The 638-nt window shown below is 57.4% G+C and carries 1 protein-coding gene and 1 pseudogene; one reads left to right on the forward strand and one right to left on the reverse strand.

Going from position 1 to position 638, the window contains the following annotated elements:
- Nucleotides 1-387, forward strand: a pseudogene (locus X744_RS1000000174760) (guanylyl cyclase); the annotation flags it as partial.
- Between the two features lie 12 nt (nt 388-399).
- Here X744_RS1000000174760 and X744_RS1000000174765 read toward each other — a convergent pair.
- On the reverse strand, nt 400-638 hold a 239-nt coding region (locus tag X744_RS1000000174765), incomplete at its 5' end, for a YHS domain-containing (seleno)protein (RefSeq protein ID WP_023763244.1).

Here is a 638-nt window from a genome sequence, read left to right on the forward strand (position 1 = left end):
CCGCAGGATTTGGCTCTCATCATCGACGCGTTACAGCAGGCGGGCTTGCCCGAATGGCCGTTTGCCTTTACCGGCGACGAGCAGAATCGATTGAAGGGCAAAGAGATCGCCTCGTTGGTGCTGGGCCATACGCTGCAAGGCAAGCTTGAGCCCGGTCTCCAACCAGCCTTCCTGCAGATAGGCAGCGACGGCAAGGCAGCCTTCCGCTCTACGACGCGGCTAGTCACCGAGACTGTTCGTCTGGATGGCGACCTGTTGTGCGAGCTAAGCGAGAATATGTTCGGGCGCCCCGACTGCGGACCTGTCTACAAACGCCGCGACGATGCCGTCAACGGCTATTCCTTTGTCAATTCAAGCAAGGTGTTTCACTTCACTGTAGTCCAGTAGGCGGACTTGGTATCAGTGATACTTATCGAGCTTCAGGTTGGCGACGACCTTCGGCCAGTTAGCGTCGGCTTTCGGTATTTCTTCATCCGCGCGCGCAGCGAAACTGTCCGCATTGCCGACGTCGTAGACCAGGTAGAGCTTACCGTCGATAATCTTGAACGCTTCCGGATCGACATTAATCGTGACCCCTCCCCCTACGACTTCGCCAGCACAGTAGCCGCCATATTGAGGAGCGTACTTGACCGGCTCGC

This window comes from Mesorhizobium sp. LNHC252B00 (assembly GCF_000502955.1).
Taxonomy (GTDB): Bacteria; Pseudomonadota; Alphaproteobacteria; order Rhizobiales; family Rhizobiaceae; genus Mesorhizobium.